The following is a 23708-nucleotide window of genomic DNA, read 5'->3' on the forward strand; positions in this document are numbered from 1 at the left end:
TATATACAAATATATATACATGTGTATAATAATTAAAAACCTCCCATGAGTTGTATTTGATTATGCATGTACTCGAAAAAGCGAAAAAGCCTTTAAACGCACTCAAAGACAGTGTTGTAGACGTCAATGCGGTAAATTTCTGGTTGCAGAAATTTAATCCGTTATGGTCTGGTAATCAGGCACTCGGCAAAATTGTACAAAAAGAAAATGCAGCAAATGAGATGGTCAGCCTAACCATACAGGTGAACCGTTTATTTAAAATTGGCGAAGCTGGTCAGCATCATCCTGTTTTTGCTCGCGTAAATGGTATCCGTTACGAACGTACTTATAGTTTGACTCAGTTAGATGATCAACACGTATTGCTTAGTGTAAAAAAAGTGAATACGGGTATTGTGAGTACTTGGCTCGTAGAACAAGCGCAAGTGGGTGATATCTTAGAATTTGGTCAGCCTTTTGGTGATATGACCTTGGTGTCAAATTCTACACCGTTGCTACTATTGGCTGCGGGTAGTGGTATTACGCCTATGTTGAGTTTATTGAAAGCGATGAGCAAAACCAAGCAAATTGCGGAGCAACCAATTCAGTTAATGTACTGGGTTAAGTATCACGATGATGCCGCATTCAAATTACGCTTCGAAGCATTGGCAAATCAATATCCAAACTTTAAATTTCAAATTTTCTTTACCCAAGAAGAAGTTGCTGATCCACGATTAAATGCCGCTCACGCTGCTCAAATTGACGACATTGAGCACAGTACTGTGTTTGCATGTGGTCCATCGGGTTTCGTCACTCAGGCCGAAGCGTTATTTGATCATGCACAGTGCTTTATGAGTGAAGCATTTAGCATGAGTCCAATCGCAACGGATGATATTGGCTTTGTGAATGTCACGCTTACGCAATCCAATAAAACCGTCAGTATTCCAAAAGGCCAATCAATTCTAGCAAGTCTTGAGCAGCAAAATATCAAACCTAATCACGGTTGCCGTATGGGCATTTGTAATAAATGTGCCTGCAACAAAGTAGAAGGTTCGACTAAAAATATGGTCAATGGTAGCCAAAATACAGAGCCGGGTAATTTACTCAAAATTTGTGTGAACTCAGCACAGTCAGATCTTGTTATTGATTTATAAGGTAGAAAAAATATGAACATGCCTGTAAAAATTGAATATTTTAAAAATCCAAAAAACCGTGAGTTAACCCAATCGCAATTAGACGAACTTGCGCGTGAGCTTGATGCCATTAAGCAAGAAGTTTTAGATGACTTAGGTGAAAAAGACGCGAAATACATTCGCCGAGTGTATTCGACAGTTCGTTATTCATCTATGGCAGGTCGTGCTTTATTGTTTGCAGGTTGGTTCCCACCAGCGTGGATTTTAGGCACAGGTCTTTTAGGTTTTGCCAAAATCATGGAAAACATGGAATTAGGTCATAATGTCATGCATGGTCAATATGACTGGATGAATGACCCTAAATTCAATGGTCAGACCTACGAATGGGATATCGTAGGGACAGCAGATAACTGGCGCCAAACACATAATTTTAAACATCATACCTATACCAACATTAAAGGTATGGATGATGACATTGGTTATGGTCTCGTTCGTTTGTTCCCAGAACAGCGTTGGAAGCCGGGCTATCTATTACAACCGATTTATAGCATTCCATTTTGCTTATTGTTCCAATGGGGTGTTGCCATTCAAAACCTTGAATTGGGTAAATACTTCAAAGGTCGTAAAACAAAACAGCAAACCAAAGAAGAATGGAAACCAATGCAAGCCAAAATCGGCAAGCAATTATTTAAAGACTATGTGTTCTTCCCGCTTATTGCAGGGCCTGCAGCATTACCGGTGCTTACAGGGAACCTAGTGGCGAATGGTCTTCGTAATATTTGGACGTTTAGTATTATTTTTTGTGGTCACTTTACCAAAGATGTTGAAGTTTTCCCGAAAAAAGTACTTGAAAATGAAAGCCGTGGACATTGGTACATGCGTCAAATTCGTGGTTCTTCAAACCTTACCGGTTCAGAAGCATTTCATATTTTGACAGGGCATTTAAGCCATCAGATCGAACACCATTTATACCCAGATGTTCCTGCGCGTCGTTATCGTAAAATGGCGCCAAAAGTACAGGCGGTATGTGAAAAATATGGTTTGAACTATAATAACGCAAGCTTGGTGAAACAGTACGGCAGTGTTATCAAACGTATTGTGAAATATGCGTTTCCATTTAAAAAGTAATAAAAGCTAGGCTTGAGTTGCTGAATCAAAAAAAGCCATGCATTTACATGGCTTTTTTCATATTAACTTTGGGGGAAATATCTATTTTACTTTTTGATATGTAATTTGAGGATCTTAATCAAATTCATATAATTTCCTTTTTTAGCCATACGAATGACCAATTCAATTTCTTCTTTCGTCCACATCTGGCGAGTGGCTGAGAAGGCAAATTGAGCAAGGAGAACAAATGGATTTTCGCCAAATTTAATATGGAGGCCTTTGACATATTTCGGTGGATTGAATTGATTCATATTCTTTTCCCGCTTTTAATATTTGACCGCATTATTTCTAATTAATGAGAAAAATAGCACACTATAAAGTCAAAATAAAAGCAGAATTTTCAAAATTTAATCATATATTAGAGCGACTTAAATTTAAGTTTGTGATTGTTAACTTTGATTAATAAACCAAACTAAATCACTCGACTTTAGTCGAGTTCCGGTAGGCGCTTATCCTGTCCATTCATGAAATGGTGGGTGGCCAATTCGAACATAGCGAGGTCTTCATCGCTATTTCCATAGGCATAAACATACTCGTAGTCTTGAAGGTTAAATTGCTCCAAAACGCGAATTTTCTTTTGCTCACCACTACAGTCTAAGGTTTCATATAAACCAGTCAGTTTTTGGTTATTGGTTGCAGTTTCAGTACAGATCAGTTTGACCCCGAGCTTTTTGGCCACAGGTTTAAGATATAAATCGACGGATGCAGAAACCAATACGACTTCATGACCGCGTTTTTGGTGTTGCTGTAATTGTTCATACAGTGAAGGATTGAGTTCTGCCATCAAATGTTCAGCATATTGCGCTGCTTGATTTAAAATGTGCTCATGATTGGCTTGGCTAAACATTGCGGCATATAGGCGAGGACGCATTGCATGTGCAGGATATAGCTTGAGATAATAGCCTTGAATCCAAGGGAGAATTTTAATCCCTTGGCGCACGATATGCCTTTTAGGCAGGGAATAGAAGATGAACCCTGTAAAACTGTCTTTATTACACAGGGTTCCGTCAAAATCAAATAAGGCTAAAGTTTTAGGTTTTTGATGCGGCGCATGCATGTTTGATAACGTCCATCGACTCGTGTGGCAAACCAATTGGTATTGTAATCACGGCTTAATTTTGGCCCCGAAATTACGACTTCAGGCATCATGGCGTAAAACGGTTCTTTACCAGTCTTTTCTTGGTACAACTTTTTGACCGCTTTATACGTCAAAGTATCTTCAAAGTCCTGATCTTTTTCTTTTTTAAGATCTGAACGAATTTGACGTGGCGTCGCGATCACATTGTTTTCTGCAAAAACTGCAATCAGCGCGGTTTCAGACTGACTTTTTACTGAACGTGGAGAACCATCTTTATTATAAAGTAAGAGGTCACCATCTAAGCCGAGCTCAGCAGGGGTTAAGTCATTCAACATGCTTTGGAATGCCGCATTACGACTCGAATAACGACCCGAGTTATAATCTGCAAAACGATAAATCGGTTTGTCATATTCAGCTGGATACATCATTAAACGGTGAATGCCGTAATACAAACCGCCATATTGGCTATACATGTCGGTACGTAGTGCCGCAATATTTCCACCTTGGCGTTTGTGGTCTTTAGCATAGCCTATATGAACTTGCATCGAACCCAAAGTGGTAATGGGGTTGAGCTTTTCACCAATATCTTGTCCAACCAGTTTCGCCGCGCCTGTTAATGCACTCACGTGATAATGTTTAGACATGTAGTCAAAAATTTCACGATATAGCTCGTCTAGTTCACGTTCAGTTTGAACGCGGCGCATTTGGCTCAAATAGTTATCTTCAGGACTCGGCTGATTTTTTAACACATCTTGGAAATAGCCAGCGACTGTACCACCGATGCCATCACCCAATTTATCTTTAAACTTTTCTTCAAGACGATCTTGAACTTCTTTAACGGCTTTTTCACCGAGCCCCGGCACATGCGGATCAGCAACAAAATTGGACTCTTGATCGACCACAGCAACAATCGTACAGACATTTTCTTTCGTGGTCGGAATACCGAGCTGATCACTAATGTCGTAGATATCATTGGCCCATGACAGACGATCATTCACGCGAGGTGGAATGGCTTTTTTAATCTGTTCCGCTTCCATAGTGGGTTCATCTTTGCTCCACCATGAACCATTACCACAAGCAGCCAAGCCAATGGATAAAGCCAGTACAGAAAGGGATTTAAAGCATAATGTGGTCGAAAAAGTTTTGTTCATATTTTCCAATAAACTCAGCCATATGGGGGCGACAAAGCAGGAGCAGTATACTATGCAAAATACATAAGTAATGAATAAATATGTATATGCCTCATAGGGGACTGTCAATCTATTTATGGAGATCTACGCGTGTAAAAACAAGCAGTTCTGTCAGGATGATTGGAAAAAGAATGCTTTTTGAGCTAAATAGATGAATATTCCAATATCATTTTCAACAGATTATAAAAAATGAAGGTATATACTAGCTGAAATCCATAATTTTTTAAGGGGATTGTTATGCCTGCTAAATTTTTCAGTCGTTTCTTAGGTTTGATTGCGTTAGTTATGGTATTGGGGGCAATCGTTATAAACTTTGTTGTGGCTAAACCAATGGTGGAATATTGGATCTTACTCTTACTACCTTGTTTTGCAGTTCCAATTTTAACCTCAGTGATGATCACGAAGGATGAAAATCTTTAACATCATCGCTCAGTAAATCTATATTTTAATTCAATAGATGATCACTACTCAGTCTTTGCAAAAAGCTCACATCGGGTGGGCTTTTTTGTGAATTAACCAAAAGTCTTTTATACTATGCAAATGAGAAGGTCAAAACGTCAGCAAAAATTAACAGCTTCAAAAGTTATTTGGTCAACTGAACAAGATGCCGAGTTGATCGAACATGCAGATTTAGCTATGTCTGAATTAATCCAGCGCTTGGGATTTTGTGAAGAAGATATTTTGCAAAGAAAAGAAATATTAGGTTTAAACCGGCGGGCACGACAAATTCAACGTTTATATTTTAAATAATAGATGTCAAAGTGATTTTATACTGTGACAAACATAAAATGTCTGTGAATTTAAAAACCACACAAACTGTGGGTTTTTAAATGTTTACTTAATTATTTTGCAACGGCTTCAGAAGCAGAGGCTACTTCAGTCGCGTCCTGAGCAACTTCAGTTGTTTGAACTTCAGATGCAGCAGCTTCAACTTTTTGTTCTTCAGCAGCAAATGTAGTTGCAGCCGCCGTAGAGATAAGTGCAGCAAAAAGTGCTTTATTTAAAGTTTTCATGATTCAATCTTCAGTCTATTTTTGGAAAAAACAACTTAATGTATTAATCATGATAAAAGTGTAATTAAAATGGGTTGTTATGTGGCTAGATTGTGAACTTTTACTAAAAATTTATCACAATAAATCAATAGCTTGAAATCCATCACAAAATAATATGTGTCATTCAAATATCGTTTAATATTTTAAAGACTTTAAAAAAAAGAAAAACCCGAATAAATCGGGAAGTGTATTTTACGTTGTTATTACAGCGAAACTTACACACTTTTCGCTTAATTACAATTTATCGCACAATTATGACGCCATGATGAAAGGGAGGTTATTCAACAGGGCATTCAATTTTGAGTTTTTCTTTGTAATAGTCCTGTGCGATCTTCAAATCATTCAACATTTTATCTTGAGTATAGTCTTGGGCTGCGAGTTTGAGCATGGCCGGCATGTAGTTAGTTTTATATTCATGAGGGTAGTCATGACATAAGACTTGTGTTTTTTCCTTGATCGATGTGCTTGGGGCATCTAAAACATCAAGGTATTGACTGATTTGCGCATCTGACTGCTCAAATTGTTGAGTCGCTTGTTCCGTTTTTAAATCAGCGTTTTGACTTTCAGCTGCAGCTACCTCGTCATTCGGTTGTTGGCAGGCAGTCAATATGGTAGCGAAAAATATAAAAGAGAGAATTTTCAATTTTTTCATAAAGTTCAACTCACTGATGTGAATTTATAGATTTAAGTTTTCAATGATTTTAGCAGTATCCCTCTATAGTAACACCTGTACAGGCAGATCTGCTGAAAGTCTGATGTTGAATCGATAGTGTGTTAGCTAGAAGGTATATGCATAACTTTCAACGACTCTTAAGCAAAAGCGTAGAAATTTTTGTTTGGAATTACTAAACTATCGCATTGCAAATTTGCCGTCCAATTCCGAAGCTTCAAATTCCTCAATTCAATCGTTGAGCAATGTTGATATTCATTGTCATCATTCAATTGCATAATCATTGCCATGAAACGTTTTTACGCTCAACTGATTTTGCGAACATAGATTTGAATTTAGCATTGTAAAAGTGGCTTGGAAGATTTCGAATGTGGTTCAGGCATCATTTGCTAAATATAGCTAGAGGTTAAAACATTGAGTCAACATCCTGTCATTCAAGAATTATTCGATCGTCCCATCGAGAGAAAACTGTGGGTGGCACCTATGGCAGGGGTTACAGATCGCCCATTTCGTACACTTTGCAAATATTTTGGCGCAGGTCATGCTGTCAGTGAAATGATGACGGCAGATAAGACGTTACGCATGAGTAAAAAGAGTCTTTATCGTGCCAATTTTGATGGTGAAATAGCGCCTATTTCTGCTCAAATTGCAGGGTCAGATCCAGCTGAGCTGGCTGAAGCTGCGCGCTATCAGGTAGCAAATGGTGCGCAAATTGTCGACATTAATATGGGATGTCCGGCGAAGAAAGTCTGTAATAAATTGGCAGGTTCCGCGCTGCTCAAAGATGAAGACTTGGTGGCTCGCATTTTAGATGCTGTGGTTGATGCAGTTGATGTGCCCGTGACCTTAAAAACCCGTTTGGGCTATCTCAATGGTCATGAAAACATTATGCGCGTTGCGAAACGCGCCGAAGAAGCTGGCATTGCTGCATTGGCACTTCATGGTCGTACACGTGAAGATATGTATCTGAATACGGCGCGTTATAGCTTAATTAAAGATGTGAAATCGTTGATCAATATTCCTGTGATTGCCAATGGTGATATTGATACACCTGAAAAAGCTAAATATGTATTGGATTATACCGGTGCCGATGCAGTCATGATTGGTCGTGCAGCTCAAGGTCGCCCATGGATATTCCGTGAAATAGGACATTACCTGACGACAGGTGAGCATATGGCGGCGCCAAGTATTATGGAGGTTCGTGACGTATTGCTTGGACATTTGTCTGAATTATATGGTTTTTATGGTGAATATTCAGGTTGTCGAATTTCACGCAAACATATTGCTTGGTACACCAAGGGTTTACGCTCTAGTAATGAGTTCCGCCAAAATATGTATAAAGTTGAATCTACAGTAGATCAATATAAAGTCGTCGAGAACTATTTTAATCACTTACTTGATCATGGTCAGATCATGAGTGATGTTCAAGTTGATCAGGTTAATTTGCTTGAAACCAAGTAACTGAAAGCCAAACGAAATAGATATGTCCAATTCGATACAAAGTAGGTCGACTTAAATTAGCTGGATTTATTTGAAATAGATTTAACTAACTTGATTCACATGATCTGAAACAATTCTTGAATTGTGCATCGATGATGGCCTAAATTACATATAAAAAGCCCTCGTTTTAGAGGGCTTTTTTAGGCATTCATGTTTAAATGATGCGTTGAGCGAGGTCTTAGTTAAAGCGCATTTCTAAAATCAATTGATTGATCAAGTCAGGTGCTTCCAATTCACGTATTTGAGAGACATTGGTTCCCGCCCAAAAAGCACCATATTCATGTACACCATGCTTGCTAGCAGCGGCATGTAATTGTTTGCCTAAATCATAGCTATATGGGTAAGCCGGAACGATCGGGCGAGTCGGTGTGTCAATATCTGTGTGCCAGTTATTGATAATGCCACGAGCAGGGCGGCCTGAAATACTTGATGTAATCTGCGTGATGGGTGCATCAAATAATGCTTTGCGATAAGCTTCATTTGCATTTGATGTTTTGCATTGCACAAAAGCAGTGCCCAATTGAACAGCATCTGCACCTAACTCCATAATTTGATAGGCCTGATGTCCATTCATAATACCACCAGCCGCAACGACTGGACATTGAATATGGCGTTTCAAGAGCTGAACCAAGTCACGTGTCTTAACGCTACTATCAAAGTTTTCATTGAAAATGCCACGGTGACCACCAGCTTCAATACCTTGAGCAATCACGATATCAATACCCGCAGCTTCAATCAGTTTAGCTTCTGCTAAATTGGTTGCAGAAACTAGAGTCAAAATACCCGCTTGTTTTAAGGCCTGAATTTGATGTGGGTGCGGAATGCCAAAATGAAAACTCACCGCTTTAGGGCGCGTTTCCAATACGAGGTTTAGAAACTGGTCATTGTCTTTAAAGCTTGGATAAATACAGTTGAGTGCTTCTGGAGCTTCTGCATTATATTGGGCAAAGCGTAACTTAAATTGCATGATCCATTTAGCAGCAACTTGTTCATCGAGTTCTACAGTGTCATGACAAAAGAAATTCACCTGAAAAGGTTGGTCAGTAAGTTCTTGAGTTTGTAATATTTGCTGACGTGCATTCTCAACACTGCTTGCACCTAAACCCAGTGAACCAAGTCCACCTTGATTTGACACCTCTGCAGCAAGCTCAGGTGTAGAAACACCTGCCATCGGGGCAAGAAATATAGGGTGTTTGATGCCAAGTTTTTCTAATAAAGTCATGTGCATACTCCAATCACTCTAATTACTTTGCCCAAGCGAGTGAAATTAAGCAAATAATATTCGTTATTTCATATCGAAATGGCCTGGAGCCTGCACCAATGCTGTGCTTAAAATTAAGCGACACCTCATGTCGTATTGATGATGTATGACCCGACTTTTGAGGTTGATCCTATTAAAATTAATGCTCTGATCATTTTAAGTTTTAAAACTCTCCCATGTCTGAACGTATCCGTGAAAAACTGCAAATTTTAGCCGATGCTGCCAAATATGATGTCTCATGTTCTTCGAGTGGTAGCAAGCGCCAAAATAAAGACAAAGGTTTAGGTAATACTGGAAACGGTATTTGCCATAGCTATACCGAAGATGGCCGCTGCGTATCATTGTTAAAAATTCTATTTTCCAATGTCTGTATTTTTGACTGTGCATATTGTGTGTCCCGTCGAAGTAACGACGTAAAGCGCGCAGCATTTACGGTACAGGAAGTGGTCGATTTGACCATGAATTTTTATCGTCGGAACTATATTGAGGGGCTGTTTTTAAGTTCGGGGATTTTTAAATCGGCGGATTACACCATGGAACGCATGTTGCAAGTGGTGAAAAAGCTGCGTCTAGAAGAAAATTTTAATGGTTATATTCATCTGAAGACCATTCCGGGGGCATCTCAGGAAATCATCACCGAAGCAGGTTTATATGTCGACCGTATGAGCATTAATTTGGAAATGCCGACAGAAGATGGTTTAAAAAAATTTGCACCTGAAAAAAGTCATGTCGAAGTCCAAAAAGACTTAGGTATTGTGCGAGATCGTTTGATTCAATTCAAAGATGAACGAAAAATAATACGTACAGTCCCCAAATTTGTACCCGCAGGACAAACGACGCAAATGGTGGTGGGCGCACATCAAGAGTCTGACCGTGATGTCATACTGATGGCAGACCGTCATTACAAAGAGTTTAAGCTCAAGCGTGTGTATTACTCGGGTTATATTCCAATTAACGAAGCGGAGCGTGCGCTGCCAGCTGTGGGGTCTGCGCCACCTTTATTACGAGAAAATCGGTTGTATCAAAGTGACTGGTTGATGCGCTTTTATGGTTTTGAAGCGACGGAATTGGTCGATGAAGAGCATCCAAATTTAGAGCTGGATATTGACCCAAAATTAGCGTGGGCACTGCGTCATCCAGAGCAATTTCCCGTGGATATCAATCGTGCAGAATATCAGATGATCTTGCGAGTGCCGGGTATTGGTGTGCGTTCTGCTCAAAAAATTGTTCAAGCACGACGATTTGGGAAAATCCATATCGACCAATTAAAACGTATGGGTATTTCCTACAATAGAGCACAACATTTTATACGTTGTGAAGATTCTCCCAAATTTATTCGAGATCAACAGCCACATCAAATACGTCAGCAGATCTTGCAAAGTGGTCAGTCGAAATATACGCAGCAAGTTTCTCCACAATTGAACTTAGGATTTTAGGATACAGTCGTGAGTATTTATGTCTTTGATGGCACGATGACAGGATTGCTAAGCTGTATTTTTCGGGCCTTTCAATTTAAGCAATTCGATGTACAGATTTGTACGGATGGGCAAGTACAGGCGGGTCTTTTCGCCGATGTCATTGATGTAGCAAGTCATGATGAACATGCACAGCGGGTATGGCAGGGTTTAAAACTCAAAGCATCTGATCGTGCGTTGAAACAGTTTTATTATGCATTTTTATCCGAGCAGCAGCAGGCTTTTCAGCATTGCTTTAATTTTGCAGTGTATGTGTTTCAGCAGCAGCGAGATGTATCAAAGAATTATGGTCATGCAGACGTATTGGGTCTGAGTCAATGGGCGAAGCAAGTGGGACGTGAAAAACATCGTATGGAAGCTTTTGTGCGTTTTAAAAAATGTCAGGATGGCTTGTTTATCAGTTTAGTCTCACCTGACTTTAATGTATTGCCTTTGATCGAACGGCATTTTAAATCACGCTATCAAGATCAACGTTGGCTGATTTACGATGAAAAACGCAATTATGGCATTTATTATGATTTAAAACAGGTGCATCAAGTGGATATGGATGCCACAACCATAGATAGACAAATACAATCAGGCCATAGTCAATCCTTTAATATCGAACTGGATGATGATGAGGTTTTATATGATCAGCTTTGGAAAGATTATTTTAGAAGTGTCAATATTGAAGCCCGACGTAATATGAAATTACATGTGCAGTATGTGCCACGTCGTTATTGGCGTTATATGAATGAGAAAGCGATTTAATTTCAAATCATTTGAAGAATTTCGGGCATAATGATTGCGCTTTTGATTGTTTAAGTGAGACTTTGATGAAATTATTTCTTGTTACGACCGTTCTGACGACAATGGCATTAACGGCGTGTTCTGCAAATGAACAAGAAAAGAAAACATTCGATCCGCAAAGTTATCAAGTTGCTGATACTGCTGGATTGCAACAACGCTTTGAACAATTAAATCAAACTCTAGCAACAGATTTTAGCCAACTAAAAAAAGTAGAAAGTATGGCTTTTTCAGATCAATCCGCTTTAGATGTTCAGAACTTAAAAACTTTAAATCAGCATTTTGTTGCCAACACCGCTTTAAAAAGCTCAAAAATTGCCTATTGCGAAGTAATGAATCATTATTTTGCTGAAATGTATCATCTCGGACATGTGAACTTGGCATTGGTGAAAGACGTTAAACTACCAAATGCCGCAAACGAAGATTTGAGTCAGGTATTTGCGAATGCAGACCAATTTTATGATTTTATTATCAACCGCTATACCACATACAAACAGGCACAAGAAACCATGCAATATGGTTGTAATTTAAAAGCCGCACTAGCAGGTTAAAAAAAGCCCCTCAATGAGGGGCTTTTATTTACAGAAATTAGCAGCCTGTTAACTTTTCCGGTTGTGGACGTTCGTCAGGGAAGAAGATTGGACGTAGTTTGACGCCGATACCGTTCCCAATGAAGGCAAATACTAACCATAACCAGCCATGCAAACTACCTGAAGCAATACCGCTGAAATACGCTCCAATGTTACAGCCGTATGCTAAACGTGCGCCATAACCTAACATCAAACCACCGATCACAGCCGCTAACAGTGAACGTTTTGGGATATTAAAGTTCGGTGCAAATTTGCCTGCTAGGCTCGCTGCAAGTAATGCACCGAGCATGATGCCGAAATTCATCATCGACGTGATATCAAACCATAATGATTCGGTCAGTGCTTTGGCATTTGCAGGTTGCTGCCAATATGCCCAAGATGCAACATCAATCCCCATAACACTTGCTGATTTTGCGGCCCAAACGGCTAAGGCAGAGGTCACGCCCCAAGGACGGCCTGCAAGTGCGAGTGTGGCAAAGTTCAGTAAAGTCAGGATAATTCCGCCCCAAACCAATGGCCATGGTCCACGTAGAAAACGTTTCCAACCGTGTTGCATTGCTTGCGGTTCAACTTCAAGCTGACCATGGCGTTTCTTTTCAAAGTAAACTGTTGCTGCGGCAATGATTGTAAAAAGCACAAAGTTTAATGCCAGTGCAGGAACTACACCAAAGCTTTTGACTAAAGAAATCGGCTCAAAGTGGGGAAGGTCAAACCACCATTGAATATGTGAAGTTGCAATCAATGAACCTGTACAGAAGAAGATCAGCGTTACAATCATACGTGCGCTACCTGCGCCCACAGTGTACAGGGTCCCTGATGCACAGCCGCCGCCAAGTTGCATACCAATACCAAAAATAAAGGCACCGATCATCACGGACATTGAAACAGGATTAACGTTACCTTTGACTGGGTTGCCAAATAATTCACCCGCACCTAAAGCAGGGAAGAAGAGCAGTACAGCCAAAGCCAACATGATCATTTGTGCACGCAAGCCACGACCACGACGCTCTTTAATAAAGACACGCCAACTTGAGGTAAAACCAAAAGATGCGTGATAAAGGGTCATACCCAAAGCACCGCCAATTAAAAATAGCAATGCTTGGTTAACGCCTACAACCAGATAAGCACCAAGGGTGCCTAAAATTAATAAAACAAAAGCCACCCAAATCGATACATTGGATCGATTGGCTGGCGTAGCAATAACAGACATGGAGAAAAAAGCTTAAAAAATGTATCTCTATTTTACGGTTTTTATATATTGTAAAAATGAATATTGTTGAAAAATCACACAATCATTGCTGTGTATAATTGATTTAATATATTTAAAAAACTGATGAAGTGGGCATTAAACTGGATTTACATTAAATAAAGAACCAATCCAACTAGAAAAAAGCATGGCTGCAATGCCCCAAAGCGCAACACGTAGACTGCCTTTCAACATAGAAGTGCCAGCTGCATAACTGGCCAAGGCACCGAGGAGTGCTAGGGAAATTACGCCAACGGCCATAACAGTTTTTTCAATATGCATGTCAGCACTGATCAAGATCGCAACCATCGGAAATAGCGCACCAATTGAAAATGCTAAAGCCGATGAGAGTGCTGCTTGAACGGGTTTTGCTGCGGTATTGTCATGGATTCCAATTTCATCTCGTGCATGGGCCTCTAGTGCATCATGGGCAGTTAATTGGACTGCAACTTCATGTGCTAGGTTCGGCTCTAACCCACGATTTACATAAATTTGAGTCAGCTCTTTAAGCTCCATATCTGGGTTACGTTGTAATTCTTTATGCTCCATGTGAAGATCTGCTTTTTCGACGTCTTCTTGAGATTTCACAGAGATATATTCGCCCGCCGCCATAGAGGTTGCACCAGAGATGAGTCCTGCAATGCATGTAATGAGTAAGGTATGGCTAGAAGCACCACTTGCAGCCATGCCCATAATTAAACTAGTGACGGAGATAATGCCATCATTTGCACCGAGTACAGATGCACGTAGCCAACCTGTACGTTCCATATAATGTTTTTCGGTATGATGTGAATAAGACATTCTTTTCTCTAAATTTGTTATTTATATGACCTCATAAGATTGACCTGACATCAGTTAAATTTCAAGTTAAAAATAGATTGAAACAGTAAGTTGAATAAAATACAGATATAAAAAAAGCACCCGAAGGTGCTTTTTTTTAAGAATGCTTATTGTTGAGCTTTTTCTTTCACGTTTGCTGCACCTTGCTCAACAGCACCTGCAGTTGCAGCAGTCGCGTCTTTAGCTGCTTCTTTTGCATTGTGTGCAGCAGCTTCAGCATTTTCTGCAGCATTGTCAGCTGCTGTCGCAGTTGCAGTTGCAGCATTATCTACAGCAGTAGCTGTCGCAGTTGCCGCTTCTGAAGTTGCATCAGCAATGTCATGGCCTGCTTGGTCAGCAGCGTTTTCTAGGTGTTCACCAGTTGTTGCACCTGTTTCTGGCGCTTTGTCTTTATTACAGCCAACAAGTGCAACAGTTGCAGCCAAACCTAAAGCAACAAGTAATTTATTCATTTTGATCTTTCCTTTTTTTGTTATGCCCGTAGCATGGGCTGAATTTATATTAGCTGAAAAAATATTCAAAAATCGATCAAAAATTGTTGATTTAGTGTAATTTTATCCAGCATATTTTGTAGTTTAAAAGGCTTTATATATGCTTATAGCGTTAAGGGTTTTGACTAAATAATTCTTCAATTGAAGTCACAAGTAGATAGATAAATTCACTGTCTTCATGGCGCCATAAATATATTTCTTCCCCCAATTGTGTATCGTCTACCGTACGCATCAATAAATAATCGCCATCGCCGTTATGTGCAATTGCAATACTGTTTTCAGGGAAGTCTTCAATTTTACTTATGGATTGATGTTCTGCGGCTAGATGATTCGTTGTACGTTTTATTCTTTTCACATCGCTGGTGTCTTGGAAGGGGAAGAGCCACCATGCTTCGATATCATCACCATCTTCAAATTCATCCGCACTAGAAAAGCTAATGCCGAATTCGCCACCATTTTCAATTTGCATTTTGGCTTTATATTTTTCTGGAAACTTAAATCCTAATTGTTCTTCAGTTGCAGTAATAAATTTTAAGTCTAATGGAAAGGGCATGATGTTGTTCTTAAATTATTTTGGTGTTTTATGAATAAGCTAGGCGTAAATTTTAGTCAATATTTTTTACACTAGTTATTTTTATCCTAGATGTTTTAGTTATGGACATATGGGGCATAAAAAAGCCTGCAATCAATGCAGGCTTTTTTGAGAAATTAATCTATTAAGATTAAAGACCAGCAGATGCTTTAAGCGCTTCCACTTTGTCAGTTTTTTCCCATGTAAATGCGGTATCAGAACCTTCACGACCAAAGTGACCATACGCAGCAGTTTGTTGGTACATCGGTTGGATTAAGTTCAACATACGAGTAATACCGTATGGACGTAAGTCAAAGTGTTCACGTACAAGTGCAATAATCAAATCTTCAGATACTTTTGCAGTATTGAATGTGTTGATCGAGATAGATGTTGGTTCTGCAACACCAATCGCATATGACACTTGAATTTCACATTTGTCAGCTAGGCCGGCAGCCACAATGTTTTTAGCAACATAACGGCCTGCATAAGCAGCAGAACGGTCCACTTTTGATGGATCTTTACCAGAGAACGCACCACCACCGTGACGAGCCATACCACCGTAAGTATCTACAATGATTTTACGGCCTGTTAAACCACAGTCGCCTACAGGGCCGCCAATGACGAACATACCTGTTGGGTTGATGTGGAATTTAGTGTCTGCATGGAACATTTCAGCAGGAATCACTTTTTTCACGATTTCTTCAATTACCGCTTCTTTCAATTGAGCTTGAGTAATTTTGGGATCGTGCTGAGTCGAAAGTACAACTGCGTCTAAGCGAACTGGCATGCCGTTTTCATAAGCAAATGTTACTTGGCTTTTTGCATCGGGACGTAACCAAGCAAGTTTGCCTTGTTTACGTAGTTCAGCTTGTTTTTCCATTAAGCGATGCGCATATGAAATCGGTGCTGGCATAAGCACATCAGTTTCACGGCTTGCATAACCAAACATTAAGCCTTGGTCGCCCGCACCTTGATCTTCTGGTTTTTGACGGTCAACACCCTGAGCAATTTCAGGTGATTGTTTACCGATCATGTTGATCACGGCACAAGTTGAACCATCAAAGCCAAGATCTGAATGATGGTATCCGATACCATTTACGGTATTACGAACAATCGCTTCAAAGTCAACATTTGCAGTTGTTGTGATTTCACCGGCAAGTACAACCGCACCCGTTTTTACAAGCGTTTCACAAGCAACCCGTGCATATGGGTCTTCTTTTAAGATTGCATCCAAAATAGCATCACTGATTTGGTCAGCCATTTTATCCGGATGGCCTTCGCTTACAGATTCCGAGGTAAATACAGCGTACTCGCGCATAAGTCCTATCACAGTTAAATTTAAAGACGCAATATGTTACATCGAGAAAGCGTTTAGGACTAGCTTAACATGACCAAATTGGATGAAATTAATTCATTTCAATGACTTTTTAATTGATATAGGCATCTAAAAAATTGATATGAGCTATGGATTTCTCATTTTAATTTTGTATGATGAGATAAAACAGAGATATTGGGCTTTGGTACAAGCAACAATGTGATTAGGCGTTAAAATGCCTAAATTGGCTTTTTAAGTGAATCAATTATAAGAAAAAATCAAATCAGTATCCTGTGATTTATCAATGATGAATGTCATGAACTGTCAGAATATGACTGTTTATGACAATTAATCGTTTAATTTGAAAAATAAAACACAATAAATGCGGGCTTTTGAGACTTGGTATGCAAATTGCCTATTTGTCATTACGTTGAATGGGGAAACGTAATGAAACAGTCTGGTTTTACACTCATTGAAATTATGATCGTGGTGGCAATCATCGGTATTTTGGCTGCAATTGCTACTGTATCTTACAATGGCTATGTCGCTCGGGCGCAAGTGGCTGAAGTATTAACAATGATTTCACCCTATAAATTAAAACTGATTGAAAATTATTCAGAGGAACAAAACTGTGTAGATTTGAATACAGCGCTGAATGAAAGTATCAGTACCAAGTATATTGCGAGTAGTGAAATTACTGATGTGGCAGGAACGTGTTCAGTGGTTTTTACGTTTAAATCAACAGATGTCAATTTTGCTCTTCGCTCAAAGCAGATCTATTTTAGTATTCCAGATGGTTTAAATGGTGCTTGGAATTGTCAATCGGATGATATTTCGCAGCGAAATTTACCTGCTACATGTCGTGGGATCTAAAGTATTGAATGTGAAACCGTGAGTATATTGGATAAGTGCTGATTTTACAGGGATGATTACGACGTTTGAGTTACCCAAACCATAGTGGGTTTAATTATTGAAAGTATTTCATATTTCAAATGGTCATTTATTTAGACAAGCTTTGACTACTACTTTTATTTGCAATTGCCTTTCGATGTAGCGGACTTTTATCAGTTATGAAGCGGTTGCTTTCTCTGCCAAACTCTAAATATGCATTGCGCTGTCATTGACTCGCCATATAAAAGCGTCACTGTATACAAAATAAACAACATGCATAGGCTTGAAATTGAGCAATAAGCACCCAAAATACAGGTGGTGCAGGAATAATTAGCGAAAATTTGCCCCTGAGGCTTTACCCATTCCGCTTTTTTTAAGACAATATACGCATCTTTGAATTCTTATTCATCTTACTCTTTTAAACCATTTGTTTGGACTCTGACCTATGACAACCCCGCTTAACGAACGTCGTATTGCAAACGCAATTCGTGTATTGGCAATGGATGCTGTGCAAAAAGCAAATTCAGGACATCCAGGTGCTCCAATGGGGATGGCAGATATTGCTGATGTGGTATGGCGTGAATTCCTCAACCACAACCCTGCAAACCCACAATGGGCAAACCGTGACCGTTTCGTATTGTCAAACGGCCATGGCTCTATGTTGCAATATGCGTTATTGCACTTAACAGGTTATGACCTGTCTATTGAAGATTTAAAATCTTTCCGTCAATTGCATTCTAAAACTCCAGGTCACCCAGAATTGGGCTATGCACCGGGTATTGAAACAACCACAGGTCCATTGGGTCAAGGTATTGCAAACGCTGTAGGTTTTGCACTAGCTGAAAAAACTTTAGCGGCTCAATTCAACAAAGAAGACATCACAGTTGTAGATCACAACACTTACTGTTTCTTAGGTGATGGCTGTTTAATGGAAGGTGTTTCTCACGAAGCATGTTCATTGGCTGGTACTTTGGGTCTGGGTAAATTAGTTGTTTACTACGATGACAACGGCATCTCGATTGACGGTGAAGTAGAAGGTTGGTTCTCTGACGACACAGAACAGCGTTTCTTGGCATACGGTTGGCAAGTGCTTAAAGTTGACGGTCATGATGCAGATGCAATCCGTGCGGCAACTGTTGAAGCAAAAGCTGAAACTGCGAAACCAACCTTAATTATCTGTAAAACCATTATTGGTTTAGGTTCGCCAAACAAACAAGGTAAAGAAGATTGCCACGGTGCGCCGCTTGGTAATGATGAAATCGCTTTAACTCGTGAAGCTTTGGGCTGGACAGAAGGTCCATTTGAAATTCCTGCTGATGTTTATGCAGCTTGGGATGCAAAAGCCAAAGGTACTGCTTCTGAATCTGTTTGGAACGACACATTTGCTGCTTATGCTGCTAAATATCCAGCAGAAGCAGCTGAACTAAAACGTCGTCTTTCTGGTGAATTACCTGCTGACTTCGCAGCAAAAGCGGATGCTTATATTGCAGAAGTAAATGCAAAAGCTGAAACAATCGCTACTCGTAAAGCGAGCCAAAATGCGATTCAAGCATTTGCACCGCAGCTTCCAGAAATTCTAGGTGGTTCTGCTGACCTTGCAGGCTCTAACCTGACTTTATGGAAAGGCGCAGAAGGCGTTGAATCTAACCCAGCGGGTAACTACGTTCATTACGGCGTACGTGAATTCGGTATGACTGCGATTGCTAACGGTGTTGCACTTCATGGCGGTTTCGTTCCTTATGTAGCAACATTCCTGATGTTTATGGAATATGCGCGTAATGCAGTACGTATGTCTGCATTGATGAAACAGCGTGTGATTCATGTGTATACCCATGACTCAATTGGTCTAGGTGAAGATGGTCCTACACACCAACCTGTAGAGCAAATTGCATCTTTACGTGGTACACCAAACCTAAATACTTGGCGTCCATGTGACACTGTAGAAGCGTCTATTTCTTGGAAATCTGCGCTGCTTCGTTCAGAAGGCCCTACAGCGTTAATCTTCTCTCGTCAAAACTTGCCATTCCAAACTCGTACAGCAGATCAAATTGCTGACGTAGCGAAAGGCGGTTATGTTCTTGCAAAAGAAAAAGGCGAATTGAAAGCAATCATCATTGCGACTGGTTCAGAAGTTTCATTGGCAATGGATGCTTATGCACAGCTTGAAGGTGTACGTGTTGTTTCTATGCCATGTGCTGAAGAATTCGTAAAACAAGACGCCGCTTACCGTGAAGCGGTTCTTCCTGCTGCGATCCGTGCGCGTGTTGCTGTTGAAGCTGCGCATGTGGACTACTGGTGGAAATTTGTAGGTCTTGATGGTCGTGTGATCGGTATGACGACTTACGGTGAATCTGCTCCAGCAAAAGACTTGTATCAACACTTTGGTATTACTGCTGATGCTGTTGTTGCTGCTGTGAAAGAAATTACCGCTTAATCTGTAAAGATTAAGCGTAATAAAGACGCCCCAGAGAAGGGGCGTTTTTTATTGCAGAGATTAAATTTATTTTTTAATTGTGAAATAACGATTTGTAACGAATGAATTAAAGCATTGGTTTAAAATTAATTCATTCATGCAGTATTCAGCCACGGGTGCAATGTTGCCCCAAGTGAGGAAACGATGAGCCTTTATGATCAGATAAATGATGAAATTGTACTGATGGATGCTGGTGAACAGAAATGGATAGGCACGGACTTAGAGCTTGAAGCCATGGTTGCAGTAGAATTGATGTTGCAAGATTTGCAAGAAGACAAAGTGATTAAGATTCGCCGTAAGAACCATGAAAAACATACAGGCTTGAAGCAGGTTGACCGCATTTTGGTTGAGAAGCTATAAGCTGAATAGTTAAAAAGTCCGAATCTTCGGGCTTTTTATTTGCCTATCGTATTTATAAAACAGATAAGAAAACGTCCTTTCAAGACTCATTATTCTTAAAAAAGAGCGCATAAAATACAGTGTTTTCAACACAAAAAGCTTTATTTCAGTTATAAAAATCCAGTGATCATTTAAAAAAGACATTGAACGTGCAAATACAAATTAAAAATTTAACTGAAATTTCAAAAAGCCAATGGCAGCCGCTCTGGGAGCTGTATTTAGAATTTTATAAAAGTCAGGTGGCGGATGCAGTGACCGAGCGAACATGGCAAAGGTTACATGCTGCTGAGTGCGAACATATGTATGGCTTTGCAGCCGTAATTGAACATCAAGTGGTTGGGATCGTGCATGTCATTGAACATGAGAGCTGCTGGACATTGCAGCCTTATGCCTATTTGCAAGATTTATATACGCTTGAAGAATATCGCGGGCAGGGTATTGGCAAGGCGCTGATCGCGAAAGTGAAAGAATATTGTGATCAGCGGCAGTGTGACCGTGTGTATTGGCTTACGCATCAGGACAATGAAACAGCACAAAAGCTGTATGATCAAATCGCGAGAAAAACTGGGTTTATCCAATATCGCTGTCATTAAGTCAATGTAAAAGGCCATTCCAAATCAACAGCAGCTCTTGCGTGAAGAGCTGCTGCATCTAAGTATTAAGCTGAAACTTTAAAGTTTTTAGCTGAGTCTGCATCTTGCTGAATGATCCATTCTCCGCCTACGCGGAAAGATGATGCTGAGGCATAGGTATCTTCCATGAATTGGAAATAGCTGATTAAACCGTTTTGAACTTTGGCTTTAATTGAAAAAGGCGAGGTAAATGTATTTTTAGCATACACTGAGGTGTAGGTGAATTGACCAAATACAGCTACGGTTTCATCTTCAGCGATCATATCCGTGATTTGAAAGTCATCGATATTCCAGTAAGTGCCGACATTGGCAAAGGTATATATATAAATGTCTCTACCTGTGTCAGACCCAGCCCATGGCTCAATTTGTTTCAGTTCTGGGTTGCTAAAGTTAAGGGAAACATATGCTGCGTCTTCGGCTACCAGTAGCTGAGTTGCATTTTCGACGAGTTCTTTTGAAGTATTCATGAGAAATGCCAAAACGACATCTTTGGGAGTTTTAGTGTTTAAGGCTTTTTCAATAGCCAGCGATTGTTCTGTCATTTTTCGGTACTCAGATTTTTATGATGTCTAAAAATCTTAAGTGGATTTGTTTTGAAAGCCTACGACTCAGATAGGTTGATGTTTCCTAAATTTAGGATAAATCATCGAGGAGTAGCTTGAAAAGAATAATTATTTGAAATGAAAAGAAAAAATTAAAAGAAGTGGTGCACAGTTGATGCTACTAGATATTTTACAAAACTATCGTTCTAAACATGCAACAAAACGTTTTATCTTTAAAGCTGTAATACGGCTAAAAATCTATAAACTTAATGGTATTCGAAAGTGAGATAAAAACATGAACTTTAAAGCATTAACAATCGGTTTGGCAGTAGCATCAGTTACAACAATTTCTATGGCAAAACCTGTTGCCTATCAAATTGATCCTACTCATACAGCAACAGTATTTACTTGGAATCATTTTGGTTTCTCAACGCCTTCTGCAAACTTTAGTGACATTCAAGGGACAATTAATGTCGATAATGCAAAACCTGCAAATTCGTCTGTGAACGTGACGATTCCATTATCAAGCTTAAATACCAATGTCAAAGCATTAGATGATCATTTAAAAACAGCTGATTTCTTTGATGCTGAAAAATATCCAAATATCACGTTTAAAAGTACAAAAGTTCAAGCGATCAGCAAAACTAAATACAAAATCACGGGTGATTTAACAGTTAAAAATGTGACTAAACCAGTGGTATTGGACGCTGTATTGAACAAGCAAGCCGTTCACCCAATGACTAAGGCGGAAACAATAGGTTTCAATGCAACGACTTCTTTTGATCGTTCAGCATTTGGTGTCGGTGCATATGTACCGAATGTAGGCGACAAAATTACGGTAAATATTACGACTGAAGCCGCTGTGTCTACGGCAAAGGCAGCAGCGAAATAAGATTTAGCTCCCTCAGCTAAGTTAGGAAAGCACCCATTTGGGTGCTTTTTTATGTCTTGAAGATATTTAACTGGTGTGTGATCAATCGCGATTGAGCAGCAATAGGCAGCCAAAACTGATGAAGATTCCACCGGTAATTGCGTCAATTTTTTTACTAAATTTTTGATAGTAATGGGTCATTTTAGGTGCTGAGAATAAGACCGCAACCAATGCAAACCAAATCAAACTTTCAATAAAGACTAAAGCCAACAAAGAGCTTTGATCAAAAATGCTGACCTTTGCACTGATCCCAATAGAAAATACACTACTGAAATAAACCAATGCTTTAGGATTGGCCATATTGGTCAAGAAACCGTGGAATAACAGCGTCAAAGGCGATTTTTTCTGTACAGCTTGCTCGGTTGATTTTGTTATTGTGCCGAGGTCTTTACTCCATGCAGACTTTAATAACTGAGAGCCTAAATATAAAAGATATAGGCCTCCCAAAATCATGAGGCATTGTTGTAACCAAGCCATTTTTTGAAATAGAAAATGTAAGCCACTTATTGCACAAATTGACCAAACTAAAATACTAAGTGAAATACCTAATGCGGCAAATAATGCATGTGATCTGGATTGTCGAATAGCACTTTGAGTGACAAAAAAGAAGTCTGGGCCTGGGCTGATGAGAGCAAAAAAGTGGATGAGCGCAATGCTGAGTAAGGGAGTCATTCTAATGGCTTATACGTTTAAAGTGTAACCGTTATAAGCCATTTAGTTTTAAATTAATAGCTGTTTTAAAGCTCAAGCTGTTGTAAGAATTGTTGCAAAATAAGGGGAGCAACACGTTCTAAATGAGGTGCATGTTGTTGGCTTTCCATGCGCAAATTTGGGATGTTAATTTGTGCTTTATGCAGTTCACATGTATGCCCAATTAGCCATTTTTCCATGGCCTGTGTTTCTGCTTCAATATGAAACTGTAGGGCTAAAATATTGGGCCCATAGCTAAACGCTTGATTTGGGTAAATTGCCGAGCTGGCGAGTAGCTGTGCATTTGTAGGTAAATCAAAGGTATCACCATGCCAATGCAGTACAGGCACTTGATCTAATGGCGCTAAAATATTGTGAGTAATGGCATCTAGCTCTAGGTAGCTCCAACCGATTTCTTTGCTATGACCTGGATAAACTTTCGCTCCCAATGCGTGTGCAATTAGTTGAGCACCTAAGCAAATGCCTAAAGTCGGTAAATTACTCTTTAAACGTACTTTAAGTAAGTCTATTTCTTTTTGTAGGAAAGGGTAGTCATTAGTTTCATAAACTCCGATCGGGCCGCCCAAAATGATGGTAAGCCCTGTATGTTGCATAGCTTTACTGAGGTCATCGACACCAGCTTCGAAGTATCTCACCCGATAACCCAGTTGATAAAATACATCTTCCAATGAACCCAAATCTTCAAATGCAAGGTGTTGAATGACGTAAATGGTTTCGTTTAATGCAGTACTCATAGGGATTTTTCAGGATTAAAATTTCAAAATAGAATGTAGCTTGAATTGTCGGAG

At 39.6% G+C, this 23708-nt stretch carries 27 protein-coding genes and 1 pseudogene; 14 read left to right on the forward strand and 14 right to left on the reverse strand.

Annotated elements, in window-relative coordinates; all coding sequences use genetic code 11:
- The first annotated feature begins 62 nt into the window (after nt 1-62).
- Both FTV04_RS01025 and FTV04_RS01030 read left to right on the forward strand, forming a co-directional pair.
- Nucleotides 63-1130, forward strand: coding sequence for a ferredoxin reductase (locus tag FTV04_RS01025; protein ID WP_180088191.1), 1068 nt, complete (start codon nt 63-65; stop codon nt 1128-1130).
- A 12-nt stretch (nt 1131-1142) separates the two neighbouring features.
- A complete protein-coding gene (locus FTV04_RS01030) occupies nt 1143-2237 on the forward strand; it encodes an acyl-CoA desaturase (RefSeq protein WP_180040084.1) in 1095 nt (364 codons plus the stop codon).
- A gap of 86 nt (nt 2238-2323) precedes the next feature.
- Here the strand turns inward: FTV04_RS01030 and FTV04_RS01035 are convergent, their stop codons facing one another.
- From FTV04_RS01035 to FTV04_RS01045, 3 genes are all read right to left on the reverse strand, one after another.
- Nucleotides 2324-2527: a hypothetical protein gene (locus tag FTV04_RS01035; protein WP_078188800.1), complete on the reverse strand. Its 204-nt coding sequence runs from the start codon at nt 2525-2527 to the stop codon at nt 2324-2326.
- Between the two features lie 176 nt (nt 2528-2703).
- Nucleotides 2704-3333, reverse strand: coding sequence for an HAD-IB family hydrolase (locus tag FTV04_RS01040; protein ID WP_180088193.1), 630 nt, complete (start codon nt 3331-3333; stop codon nt 2704-2706).
- A complete protein-coding gene (locus FTV04_RS01045; RefSeq protein ID WP_180088195.1) occupies nt 3300-4505 on the reverse strand; it encodes a DUF1615 domain-containing protein in 1206 nt (401 codons plus the stop codon). Before FTV04_RS01045 ends, FTV04_RS01040 begins: the two co-directional genes overlap by 34 nt.
- A gap of 276 nt (nt 4506-4781) precedes the next feature.
- Between FTV04_RS01045 and FTV04_RS01050 the strand changes: the two genes are divergently transcribed.
- Nucleotides 4782-4964, forward strand: coding sequence for a hypothetical protein (locus FTV04_RS01050; protein ID WP_078193584.1), 183 nt, complete (start codon nt 4782-4784; stop codon nt 4962-4964).
- A 114-nt stretch (nt 4965-5078) separates the two neighbouring features.
- On the forward strand, nt 5079-5294 hold the full coding sequence (locus FTV04_RS01055) for an acyl-CoA thioesterase (protein ID WP_249679955.1): 216 nt from the start codon (nt 5079-5081) through the stop codon (nt 5292-5294).
- Between the two features lie 92 nt (nt 5295-5386).
- Here FTV04_RS01055 and FTV04_RS01060 read toward each other — a convergent pair whose 3' ends face one another.
- Nucleotides 5387-5557, reverse strand: coding sequence for a hypothetical protein (locus FTV04_RS01060; RefSeq protein ID WP_180088197.1), 171 nt, complete (start codon nt 5555-5557; stop codon nt 5387-5389).
- 316 nt (nt 5558-5873) lie between these two features.
- Nucleotides 5874-6248 carry a hypothetical protein gene (locus FTV04_RS01065; protein WP_257220926.1) on the reverse strand — a complete coding sequence of 125 codons (375 nt, stop codon included), beginning with the start codon at nt 6246-6248 and terminating at the stop codon, nt 5874-5876.
- Nucleotides 6249-6722: 474 nt separating this feature from the next.
- Between FTV04_RS01065 and dusB the strand changes: the two genes are divergently transcribed.
- Nucleotides 6723-7727, forward strand: coding sequence for a tRNA dihydrouridine synthase DusB (gene dusB / locus FTV04_RS01070; protein ID WP_267967535.1), 1005 nt, complete (start codon nt 6723-6725; stop codon nt 7725-7727).
- Between the two features lie 217 nt (nt 7728-7944).
- Here the strand turns inward: dusB and FTV04_RS01075 are convergent, their stop codons facing one another.
- A complete protein-coding gene (locus FTV04_RS01075) occupies nt 7945-8988 on the reverse strand; it encodes a nitronate monooxygenase family protein (protein ID WP_180088201.1) in 1044 nt (347 codons plus the stop codon).
- Between the two features lie 215 nt (nt 8989-9203).
- Between FTV04_RS01075 and FTV04_RS01080 the strand changes: the two genes are divergently transcribed.
- The 3 genes from FTV04_RS01080 (at nt 9204) to FTV04_RS01090 (ending at nt 11839) form a co-directional block, all read left to right on the forward strand.
- Nucleotides 9204-10463, forward strand: coding sequence for a putative DNA modification/repair radical SAM protein (locus tag FTV04_RS01080; RefSeq protein WP_180088203.1), 1260 nt, complete (start codon nt 9204-9206; stop codon nt 10461-10463).
- Between the two features lie 9 nt (nt 10464-10472).
- The gene (locus FTV04_RS01085) at nt 10473-11252 is read left to right on the forward strand and encodes a TIGR03915 family putative DNA repair protein (RefSeq protein ID WP_180088205.1); all 780 of its coding nucleotides are present in this window, start codon (nt 10473-10475) and stop codon (nt 11250-11252) included.
- Nucleotides 11253-11317: 65 nt separating this feature from the next.
- Complete coding sequence (locus tag FTV04_RS01090) at nt 11318-11839, forward strand: hypothetical protein (protein ID WP_180088207.1); 522 nt, start codon at nt 11318-11320, stop codon at nt 11837-11839.
- Nucleotides 11840-11876: 37 nt separating this feature from the next.
- Here the strand turns inward: FTV04_RS01090 and FTV04_RS01095 are convergent, their stop codons facing one another.
- From FTV04_RS01095 to metK, 5 genes are all read right to left on the reverse strand, one after another.
- The gene (locus tag FTV04_RS01095) at nt 11877-13088 is read right to left on the reverse strand and encodes a YeeE/YedE family protein (RefSeq protein WP_180088208.1); all 1212 of its coding nucleotides are present in this window, start codon (nt 13086-13088) and stop codon (nt 11877-11879) included.
- Nucleotides 13089-13223: 135 nt separating this feature from the next.
- Nucleotides 13224-13925 (reverse strand): VIT family protein, encoded by a 702-nt coding sequence (locus FTV04_RS01100; protein WP_180088210.1) that lies wholly within the window; start codon nt 13923-13925, stop codon nt 13224-13226.
- Between the two features lie 146 nt (nt 13926-14071).
- Nucleotides 14072-14416: a hypothetical protein gene (locus FTV04_RS01105; RefSeq protein WP_078188782.1), complete on the reverse strand. Its 345-nt coding sequence runs from the start codon at nt 14414-14416 to the stop codon at nt 14072-14074.
- Nucleotides 14417-14567: 151 nt separating this feature from the next.
- Nucleotides 14568-15008, reverse strand: coding sequence for an SMI1/KNR4 family protein (locus tag FTV04_RS01110; RefSeq protein ID WP_180040067.1), 441 nt, complete (start codon nt 15006-15008; stop codon nt 14568-14570).
- A gap of 169 nt (nt 15009-15177) precedes the next feature.
- On the reverse strand, nt 15178-16344 hold the full coding sequence (metK, locus tag FTV04_RS01115; protein WP_078188779.1) for a methionine adenosyltransferase: 1167 nt from the start codon (nt 16342-16344) through the stop codon (nt 15178-15180).
- A gap of 444 nt (nt 16345-16788) precedes the next feature.
- Here metK and FTV04_RS16975 point away from each other — a divergent pair.
- From FTV04_RS16975 to FTV04_RS01135, 5 genes and pseudogenes are all read left to right on the forward strand, one after another.
- Nucleotides 16789-16885 (forward strand): annotated as a pseudogene (locus tag FTV04_RS16975) (prepilin-type N-terminal cleavage/methylation domain-containing protein); the annotation flags it as partial.
- A gap of 14 nt (nt 16886-16899) precedes the next feature.
- Nucleotides 16900-17214 (forward strand): pilin, encoded by a 315-nt coding sequence (locus tag FTV04_RS01120; protein WP_373683988.1) that lies wholly within the window; start codon nt 16900-16902, stop codon nt 17212-17214.
- Between the two features lie 463 nt (nt 17215-17677).
- Nucleotides 17678-19666, forward strand: a complete 1989-nt coding sequence (tkt, locus tag FTV04_RS01125; RefSeq protein WP_180088212.1) for a transketolase — start codon at nt 17678-17680, stop codon at nt 19664-19666.
- A gap of 183 nt (nt 19667-19849) precedes the next feature.
- Nucleotides 19850-20065: a hypothetical protein gene (locus FTV04_RS01130; protein ID WP_078188774.1), complete on the forward strand. Its 216-nt coding sequence runs from the start codon at nt 19850-19852 to the stop codon at nt 20063-20065.
- A 188-nt stretch (nt 20066-20253) separates the two neighbouring features.
- Nucleotides 20254-20697 (forward strand): N-acetyltransferase, encoded by a 444-nt coding sequence (locus FTV04_RS01135; RefSeq protein WP_227591806.1) that lies wholly within the window; start codon nt 20254-20256, stop codon nt 20695-20697.
- Between the two features lie 65 nt (nt 20698-20762).
- Here the strand turns inward: FTV04_RS01135 and FTV04_RS16700 are convergent, their stop codons facing one another.
- Complete coding sequence (locus FTV04_RS16700) at nt 20763-21278, reverse strand: nuclear transport factor 2 family protein (protein WP_257220927.1); 516 nt, start codon at nt 21276-21278, stop codon at nt 20763-20765.
- Nucleotides 21279-21573: 295 nt separating this feature from the next.
- On the opposite strand from FTV04_RS16700, the gene FTV04_RS01145 reads away from it, so the two are divergent.
- Complete coding sequence (locus FTV04_RS01145) at nt 21574-22170, forward strand: YceI family protein (protein ID WP_078188771.1); 597 nt, start codon at nt 21574-21576, stop codon at nt 22168-22170.
- A gap of 81 nt (nt 22171-22251) precedes the next feature.
- Here the strand turns inward: FTV04_RS01145 and FTV04_RS01150 are convergent, their stop codons facing one another.
- Both FTV04_RS01150 and FTV04_RS01155 read right to left on the reverse strand, forming a co-directional pair.
- A complete protein-coding gene (locus FTV04_RS01150) occupies nt 22252-22881 on the reverse strand; it encodes a LysE family transporter (RefSeq protein ID WP_180088214.1) in 630 nt (209 codons plus the stop codon).
- 65 nt (nt 22882-22946) lie between these two features.
- Nucleotides 22947-23654: a glutamine amidotransferase gene (locus tag FTV04_RS01155; protein WP_180088216.1), complete on the reverse strand. Its 708-nt coding sequence runs from the start codon at nt 23652-23654 to the stop codon at nt 22947-22949.
- Nucleotides 23655-23708 lie beyond the last annotated feature (54 nt).

This window comes from Acinetobacter sp. YH12219 (genome assembly GCF_013417875.1).
GTDB classification, from domain to species: Bacteria; Pseudomonadota; Gammaproteobacteria; order Pseudomonadales; family Moraxellaceae; genus Acinetobacter; species Acinetobacter amyesii.